The following is an 8,972-nucleotide window of genomic DNA, read 5'->3' as shown; positions in this document are numbered from 1 at the left end:
TTGCTGTGGTGCTCATTTAGATCACTAAACTCCGCTCCTCGCAAATCACATTCCTTGTACTGCTCGTTTCTAGCAATTTTTTAGCTCATCGCTATCTTTAACAGTTTCCTGTTAAGAATTGACTGGTTTCTTAATTCTCTGTTTAATTTTCAAAGACCATTGTTGCTGTCATCTGACAGCTTATTTATAATATCATTTGTTCATCACTTTGTCAAGAAAATTTTTATTTAATAACTTTTCTTAACTCCTCAGTGCTTATTAGTGCTTACTTCCAAACGACGTATTTCATTTTATCATAACAAACTAAATCATAATAATATATATACATTAATTTATGATATTAACTTGTTTTTTCTTTAAATTTCTTTATATTTCTTAAATTATTATATATTGATACACTAGATACAGTTGAAAGCATTGGTTAAAGTGCAGTTAGTCTTTAAGGAAACTAACCCTTAAAGTTTAACTGCACTTTAATATTTTTTATATACTTTTTATAATTACTTTATCTTTATCCATTCCTATTTCCAATGATGAACCTTCTTTAACTTTCTTTTCAAAATATTGCTCAGCAATTTCATCCTCTATATATCTTTGAATGGCTCTTCTCAAAGGTCTTGCTCCAAATTTGTCATCATATCCAGCTTTTAATATAAAATCTTTTACTTCTTGTAATACTTTTATATTTATATTTTTATCCCATAATTCTTCCTTCAATTCATTCAACATTAAATCTATGATTTTATAGATTTCTTCTTTCTTTAATGGCTTAAATACTATTATTTCATCTACTCTATTCAAAAATTCAGGTTTAAATATTTCCTTTAAAGAATCTTTTACATAACCTTCTAATACACTATAACTTTCACTTCCAAAACCTATTTTATTGCCTTTAAAATTCGTTCCTGCATTGGATGTCATTATTACTATAGTATTATCAAAATATACAGTTCTTCCTTGATTATCTGTTAATTTTCCATCTTCTAATATTTGCAAAAGCATATTAAATACATCTGAATGTGCCTTTTCTATCTCATCCAATAATATTACTGAATAAGGTTTTCTTCTTACTTTTTCTGTTAACTGTCCTCCTTCATCATATCCAATATATCCTGGAGGTGCGCCTATAAGTTTAGATACTGTATGTTTTTCCATATACTCTGACATATCTACTCTTATAAGTCCTTCCTCACTTCCAAAAAGTTCACATGATAGTGCCTTTACAAGTTCAGTTTTTCCTATTCCAGTAGATCCTACAAATATAAAAGATGATGGTTTTCTTTTCTTCTTAAAGCCTAATCTATTACGTCGAATTGCTCTTGCCAGAGATCTAACAGCCTCTTCCTGTCCTATTACTCTTCTATGAAGTCTTTCCTCTAAATTTAATAGCCTTTCAGCTTCATTTTCCTTTACTTTCCTAACAGGTATCTTGGTCCATGCTTCTATAACAAATGCTATATCATCTATAGTAAGTTCTACACTTCTGCTATCCTTTTCAATTTTCTTTATTTTTTCCTCTAATCTACATTCTTCAACTTTGGATTCCGCTGCCTTTTCATAGTTTCCACTAGTTGAATATTCCTTAATATTTTCTTGCAACTTTTCAAGTTCTTCTTTTAAAGCCTTTATCTCTACTAATCCCTTGTTTTTTAGATTTGCTCTAGAACTTGCTTCATCAATTACATCTATAGCTTTATCAGGTAAGTATCTATCATTTATATATCTTTTAGATAACTTTACAGCTTCCTCTATTACATCATCTGATATTGTTACTTTATGATAATCCTCATAATATTTTCTTATCCCTTTCAATATATCAATAGTTTCTTCTATACTAGTTTCTTCTACTAACACAGGTTGAAATCTTCTTTCCAATGCTGAATCTTTTTCTATATATTTTCTATATTCCTCTAAGGTTGTAGCTCCAATTACTTGTATTTCTCCTCTAGCTAAAGCTGGTTTTAATATATTAGCCGCATTTAAAGCGCCTCCTTGTGCTTCTCCCGCTCCTATAATATTATGAACCTCATCAATAACAAGTATTATATTTTCATTTTCTTTAGCCTCATCAATAATTGATTTCATTCGTGCTTCAAATTGCCCTCTAAATTGAGTTCCTGCTACAACAGAAGTTAAATCGAGAAGGTATACTTCAACATCAAATAGCTTTTCAGGTACTTGTTTTTCAATAATTCTTACTGCCAATCCTTCTGCTATCGCAGTTTTTCCAACTCCAGGTTCCCCTATTAATATAGGATTATTTTTATTTCTTCTATTTAATATTTGAATAACTCTATCTATTTCTCTATTTCTTCCTATAACTCTATCAACTTTATTATTTTTAGCTTTTTCTGTTAAATTTATTCCATACTTATTTAAATTATTTCTCTTCTTTTTAAATATTCTATTTTTACTTTTGCTGTCTTCTCCATTACTCTTATCTTTTTCCACTTCTTCTTTGGGATAAATTTCATTATTTGAATTCTCTATATCATTTTCTGATGAAAAATTATTCAAGCTATTAAATATATTCAAAAACATATCATTATTTGTAGACTTACTTAGATCAATATTTTCTAATATACTATTCATTTGATCTTTATATATTTCCATTTCTTCTGAGTTTATACCATTTGCTTCCATTATTTCATTTAATGGCAGATTTAATCCCATTTTTTTTGCACATTCTATACAGGAACCTATAATTTGAGGTTTACCATTTTCTATTTTCGCTGTAAAAATTGTAGCTATATTTTTATGACATATATCACAAAGTTTCATAACCTCATCTCCATCTTTTAATATTAAATAAAGTATAGATTATAGTATATAATAAATTTCAATATAATTTTATTAAATATATATGAATTTATTGTATAATTATTATATTACTATAATCGTTAAACTATTTATAAACAATAAAAATCATAATTTAAATATTTACTTTAAAATAAGTTACTTATAATTTATAATATACTAATTATCTTTTAAGGAGTGTTAAAATGTTATTTAGTATGCCATCTTTATGGTCAATATTTTTTTTAATATATGTATTAGTAATTGTATTAGTAATTGTACTAGAAAGAAAGCGACCTGAAAAGACTATTTCATGGCTTCTTGTTATTGCTTTATTGCCCCCAATAGGTATATTTCTATATATATTTTTAGGGCGAAACTGGAAAGTGCATAAACTTAATAAAGACTTTTCTCCTAAAATAAAGGAACTTATATTTAAAGTAATAAATAAAATAGAAGATCCAGAATATATACCTCTAATAGCTTTATTAGCACAAAACAGTGAATCTCCATTATTTGTATATAATGATATTACTATATTCAACAATGGCCAAAAAAAATTCGATGCTCTTAAAAAAGAGTTATTAAAAGCTAAAAATCATATTCATCTAGAATATTATATCGTTAAAAACGACAAAATAGGTAATGAAATTAAAGATTTACTTATAAAAAAATCTCTAGAGGGCATTAAAGTAAGATTCATAATAGATAGAGTTGGTTCCATAAAGCTTGGTAAAAAATATATTCAAGATATGATAGACGCCGGTGTAGATGTTGTTCAATATTCCTATTTTTTAGCTCCTATTTTAAGAATGATAAATACCCAAATTAATTATAGAAATCATAGAAAAATTGTTATCATAGATGGTAAAGTTGGCTTTATGGGAGGAATAAATATAGGTGATGAATATTTAGGTAAGGGTAAATTAGGATATTGGCGAGATACTCATTTAATGATTAAAGGTGATTTTGTATTAGCTCTTCAAGGTGTATTTATAGATGATTTTTGTACTATAAAGAGAGCTAACAAGGATACTTCACTTTTTGATGATGATTTTTATACATACTTTCCCGAAATCAAACATTATGGAAATAAAATTATGCAATTAGCAAAAAGCGGTCCTGATTCACCATACCCTGCTATAATGCAAAGTATACTAAAAATGATATCTATGGCAGAAAATCATATATATATAACTACTCCTTATTTTGTTCCCACTGAGAGTATTATGGATGCTCTTAAAATAGCTGCTTTAGGAGGTATTGATGTCCGCATTTTATTTCCCGGGAGATATGACCACTTTACTGTTTACTACGCTTCTAGAACCTATTTAGCAGAGCTCATAAAATGCGGTGTAAAAGTATATTTTTATAATAATAAATCCTTTATTCATTCTAAGGTAATGACTGTTGATGGGAAAATCTCTACTGTAGGAACTGCAAATATGGATATTAGGAGCTTCGAACTAAATTATGAAATCAACTCAATTATATATGATGATGAAGTCACAAAAAATCTCGAGGATTTATTCTTTGAAGATTTAAACTATAGTACCATATTTACAGAAAAAGATTATGACAATGTTTCTCCATTCACTAAAGCACTTGAAGCAATTGCTCGAGTATTTTCTGCACTTTTATAATAAAAATATAAAGGAGGTTTAGAAAACTTAAGTTTTCTATAATACTATGAATGAATTAGAAATAATAAAAAATAAAATAAAAGATATATGTGACAACTATGAAGGTGATAAAATAGGCGGATGGATAACCGGTGATGGTCCGGTTCCTTGTGATCTATTATTCATTGGGGAAGCTCCAGGAAAAACAGAAGTAGAAGAGGGTAAACCTTTTGTAGGAATGGCAGGTAAAAATTTTCAACATTATTTAAGCCTAATAAAATTGGATAGAAAAGATGTTAGAATAACCAACACTTGCTATTTCAGGCCAATAAAAGTTAAACAAAATCAAAATGGAAGGACTAGTATAAGTAATAGACCACCAAAAACTTCTGAAATAGCTCTTTTTAAAGATATCTTAGAAGAAGAAATAAATTTAGTAAATCCAAAGTTAATAATAACTCTAGGAAATGTACCTCTAAAAAACATTACAAATTTTAAATCCATTGGAGAGTGTCATGGAACTCTTACTTATAACGAAAGTTTCAAAAAAAATATATTCCCTATGTATCACCCTTCTGCTTTAACTTATAATAGAAATGATGAATTTAAAAAAATGTATGAAGCTGATTGGTATAAATTAAAGCAAGCCTTAGATGAAATTTAGTCTAAGGCTTATCTTCTAATTTATTAACAGTGATTCCAATAATTTTATACTATTTTCTATATCATTTATATTTACTATTTCAGACGCACAATGTTTATATTTACACGGTATAGATAGCTCTCCTGTTTTTATTCCCATTCTTTCCTTATGTATAGTTCCTCCCTCGCTTCTTGAATTAGAAACTGAGTATTGGATTTTCACTTTTGATAAATCTGCTGACTCTTCTAGCATTTTTTTTACTTCATGGTGAATTATTAATGTTTTATCCATAACTTTTATAGCTGGTCCATCTCCAAGTTTTATATTGCTTTTTCTGCATAAATTATTTGCTTCCTCTAAATCAACTACAATGCAATAATCCGGATTTATAGAATAAGCCGCTGCTCTAGCACCTCTTGCTCCTAATTCTTCTTGAGTAGAAAATAAAAAGTACACTTCTTTATTTAAATTTTTTACTCTTTTTAATAAAGTTATTAATATATAACATCCAACTCTATTATCTAAATTAGGAGCTATTAGGTTTTTATTTCCCATTTCCATTAATTCTCCAAAAAAGCAGGCCTGATCTCCTTCTTCAACTACTTTTAGAACTTCTTCTCTTTTTTTTAGTCCTATATCTATATACAACTCTTTATCCTTTAATATTAATTTTCCTATAGTTCCATTTTTGAACTTTATAATACTATGTGATACATCTTCATAGTTGAAATCTCCCGTTTTTTCTACCCTTATCAAACCATTTTCTTCTATAAAAGAAACTAGAAGACCTATACTATCCATATGTGAACAAAGCATTATTTTTTCTTTTCCTTCCCCTACCTTTACAATTAAATTTCCTAACACATCTTCCTTTATTATACACTGAACATCTCTTAGCTCTTTTCTTATAATTTCTTTTATACTATCTTCACTTCCGCTTACTCCAAATGTATTTACTAAAATATTTAATAATTTATCCATTATAAATTCCTCCACTATACTATTGTTTTAAGATACTCTTTAACTAACTTACATGTATTTTCATAGTCATCTAAACTTGCTACTGATACAGCTGAATGTATATATCTGCAAGGCACGGATATAGTTACAACTTTCGCACCTTCTCCAGACATATGAATAGCTCCTCCATCGTTTCCTCCAACAACACTTCTTCTTAATTGATATGGTATATTCTTATCTCTAGCTAATGCAATTATCTCTTTAGAAATTTTATTATTAAATAAACTAGATTTATCCATTATAGAAATAGCAGGTCCTTTATTTATTTCTGTTGCCCTTTTATGTTGTGGTATATTAGGCATATCTGCACATATTGTTCCTTCTAATACAATAGCTATATCTGGTTTTATATTAAAAGATGATATATATGCTCCTCTTTCTCCTACTTCCTCCTGTACATTAAATACTCCATAAATATCACAGTCATATTTCTCTTTCAAAACTTCTATTAAAACTGCACATCCTATCCTATCATCAAAAGCCTTTCCTTTTATCATGTTTTTACCGAATTGCGAAAATTTAGTATTAAATACTGCATAATCACCTAAATTAACTAATCTTTTGGTCTCTTCTTTTGATTTAGAACCAATATCTATACAATAATCACAATAATTCATAGCCTTTTCTTTTTCTTCTTTACTTTGAAGATGTATTGGCTTTATTCCTATAACTCCAGGTATTTTTTCTTTTCCTATTAAAACTACTTTAGCTGGTGGAATTTTATTATTTATTCCTCCTAATGAATTAAATCTTAAAGTCCCATCTTCGTTATATCCTGTTATTATAAATCCCACTTCATCCATGTGAACATCTATTATAACTTTAGATCCTTTCCCTCTTTTATGCGCTATAATATTTCCCATTTTATCTATTATTACTTCATCTACATAATCTTTAATTTCTGCTTTTACTATATCTCTTACTTCTCCTTCATATCCTGATACTCCAGATGCATTACTTAATATTCTTAAAAACATAATATATCCTCCAATTCAATATCATTTAGCTTTTCTATAAACTTAGCTAACAATCTTCCAGTATTTTTTATATCTTCTATGTTTACCATCTCTACTGAAGTATGCATATATTTAATTGGTATAGATATAAGTAATGTAGGTATACCATCTCGTGATATTTGTATGTCCCAAGCATCTGTACCCGTATTTCCAGGTTCTACTTCTACTCCATAAGGGATATTATACTCATTTGCTATTTCCATAATTTTTTCCCTTAATTTAGCATGTATGTTAGGTCCAATACATATAATAGGTCCACCTGCAAGTACATTTTCTCTATTAGTATCTCCTAATTTTCCTGAATCAAAAGTTACATCTATAGCAATACCTATATCTGGATTTATGTTATAACTAGCTACTTTAGCTCCTCTATGTCCAACCTCCTCCTGACAAGAACAAACAAAATAAATATCCATATTATTTTTTATATTTTTAATTTCTTTTGCACATTCATATAAAGCTGCTATACCAGCTCTATCATCAATAGCCTTACATACAACATTATTGTTTAATAATTCATAAAAGCTTCTCTTTAAAGTAGCATAGTCACCTACATTTACTATTTCCTTTAATTCTTCAATACTATATCCAGTATCTATCAAAAGATCATCTATAGAAATAGATTTTTCACTTTCATTAATTTCTATCAAATGTGGAGGCTTTATTCCTATAACTCCATTTATAGGCTTTCTGCCATGAATTAATACTTCCTGAGATACTAACGCTTTAGCATCTATTCCTTGACTCTTGAATTTTAAAAATCCATTTTCATGAAACTCTGTAATCATTAAAAAAACCTCATCTGCATGAGCCATAATCATTAATTTTCCCTTATTATTTCCTTTATTATTTGCTTTCTTATGTATATAAATATTATTTAAATTGTCCTTAGAAACTTCTCCAAAACATTGAAAATTGCTTTTAATAATATTATAAATCCATTCTTCTCTACCACTAGGTGAATGGACTTGACAAAGGTTTTTTAAAATTTCTTTACACTCCATATAATTACTTCCCTTCAAAAATTAATTACTCATATATTATAGTATAGTAAATAGTATAAAAATAAAACCTTCAATATATTTATATTGAAGGTTTTATTTTCTATTTCATTAAATCATCTTCCTTATTGGGTTCTTGAAAATTACAAGAGCTTCCTTCGCAATTCTCAACTATTTCATCTTCTAAATTTCCACATCCACATTGAGTACAAGACTCTTCTTTTAAATCTTCATCTGTACTTTCTTCTTTTTTGCTTTTTATTGCTTTTATCTTTTCTTCGATACTTTCTATTCTTTCATTTGCATCAACTATACTTCTGCAACTTTCTTCTAATTCTACATCTATTATCTCACCATTTTTATATTTATCATAAACTATTTCACCAATTTTTTGATATAACTTATCAATATTTTCTTTTTCTGTTGAAATATTTAAATTTAGCTTAGATATTTCAACAAATTCACCAGATTTTTTTGCTACGGTAGCAGCACCATCTCCTACTGTTTTTGCAATCTTAGAAATTCCCATAGTTATACTATCTTTTATCGCCATAATAATCCCCTCCTTAAATATCATCATGAACATTTTCCCATTTGTTCATAAAATAATCATATAATAATAGAGTTGCTATGTCAATATATGTATAATGATATATTAGTTATAAAAATAATAAGACCCTACCATAATTGATAGGGTCTTGGTGGCTCACCGGGGAATCGAACCCCGGACACCATGATTAAAAGTCATGTGCTCTACCGACTGAGCTAGTGAACCATACTAACCTGGCAACGACTTACTCTCCCACAGGGCCTCCCCTGCAGTACCATCAGCGCTTTGAAGCTTAACCATCGTGTTCGGTATGGGAACGGGTGT

The 8,972-nt window shown here is 28.4% G+C and carries 7 protein-coding genes, 1 tRNA gene and 1 rRNA gene; 2 read left to right on the top strand and 7 right to left on the bottom strand.

The genetic code is table 11. The annotated features are described in order from the left end of the window. Window positions 1-483: 483 nt before the first annotated feature. A complete protein-coding gene (locus tag J2Z24_RS20960; RefSeq protein WP_035145544.1) occupies window positions 484-2,781 on the bottom strand; it encodes an ATP-dependent Clp protease ATP-binding subunit in 2,298 nt (765 codons plus the stop codon). Window positions 2,782-3,002: 221 nt separating this feature from the next. Here J2Z24_RS20960 and cls point away from each other — a divergent pair, with 221 nt between their 5' ends. Together cls and J2Z24_RS20950 are read left to right on the top strand one after the other, a co-directional pair. Then, complete coding sequence (cls, locus tag J2Z24_RS20955; RefSeq protein ID WP_372440104.1) at window positions 3,003-4,439, top strand: cardiolipin synthase; 1,437 nt, start codon at window positions 3,003-3,005, stop codon at window positions 4,437-4,439. 46 nt (window positions 4,440-4,485) lie between these two features. After that, the gene (locus J2Z24_RS20950) at window positions 4,486-5,082 is read left to right on the top strand and encodes a uracil-DNA glycosylase (protein WP_035145547.1); all 597 of its coding nucleotides are present in this window, start codon (window positions 4,486-4,488) and stop codon (window positions 5,080-5,082) included. Between the two features lie 15 nt (window positions 5,083-5,097). Here the strand turns inward: J2Z24_RS20950 and J2Z24_RS20945 are convergent, their stop codons facing one another. The 6 genes from J2Z24_RS20945 to rrf all read right to left on the bottom strand — a co-directional run. Continuing rightward, entirely contained in the window at window positions 5,098-6,042 is a 945-nt protein-coding gene (locus tag J2Z24_RS20945) for a zinc-binding metallopeptidase family protein (RefSeq protein ID WP_035145549.1), read from the bottom strand. A 14-nt stretch (window positions 6,043-6,056) separates the two neighbouring features. Beyond that, the gene (locus tag J2Z24_RS20940; RefSeq protein WP_035145551.1) at window positions 6,057-7,058 is read right to left on the bottom strand and encodes a M42 family metallopeptidase; all 1,002 of its coding nucleotides are present in this window, start codon (window positions 7,056-7,058) and stop codon (window positions 6,057-6,059) included. Next, window positions 7,049-8,101 carry a M42 family metallopeptidase gene (locus J2Z24_RS20935; protein WP_035145552.1) on the bottom strand — a complete coding sequence of 351 codons (1,053 nt, stop codon included), beginning with the start codon at window positions 8,099-8,101 and terminating at the stop codon, window positions 7,049-7,051. The genes J2Z24_RS20940 and J2Z24_RS20935 overlap by 10 nt, the downstream gene beginning before the upstream one ends. A gap of 100 nt (window positions 8,102-8,201) precedes the next feature. Next, entirely contained in the window at window positions 8,202-8,651 is a 450-nt protein-coding gene (locus tag J2Z24_RS20930) for a hypothetical protein (RefSeq protein WP_051593140.1), read from the bottom strand. A gap of 146 nt (window positions 8,652-8,797) precedes the next feature. Next, a tRNA-Lys gene (locus J2Z24_RS20925) sits at window positions 8,798-8,873 on the bottom strand. A gap of 6 nt (window positions 8,874-8,879) precedes the next feature. After that, window positions 8,880-8,972: ribosomal RNA gene (gene rrf / locus J2Z24_RS20920) — 5S ribosomal RNA — on the bottom strand; the annotation flags it as partial.

This window comes from Clostridium tetanomorphum (genome assembly GCF_017873215.1).
Classification (GTDB): Bacteria; Bacillota; Clostridia; order Clostridiales; family Clostridiaceae; genus Clostridium_AO; species Clostridium_AO tetanomorphum.
Note: the sequence above shows the minus strand (reverse complement) of the source record. Positions and strands in the feature narration are given on the sequence as shown.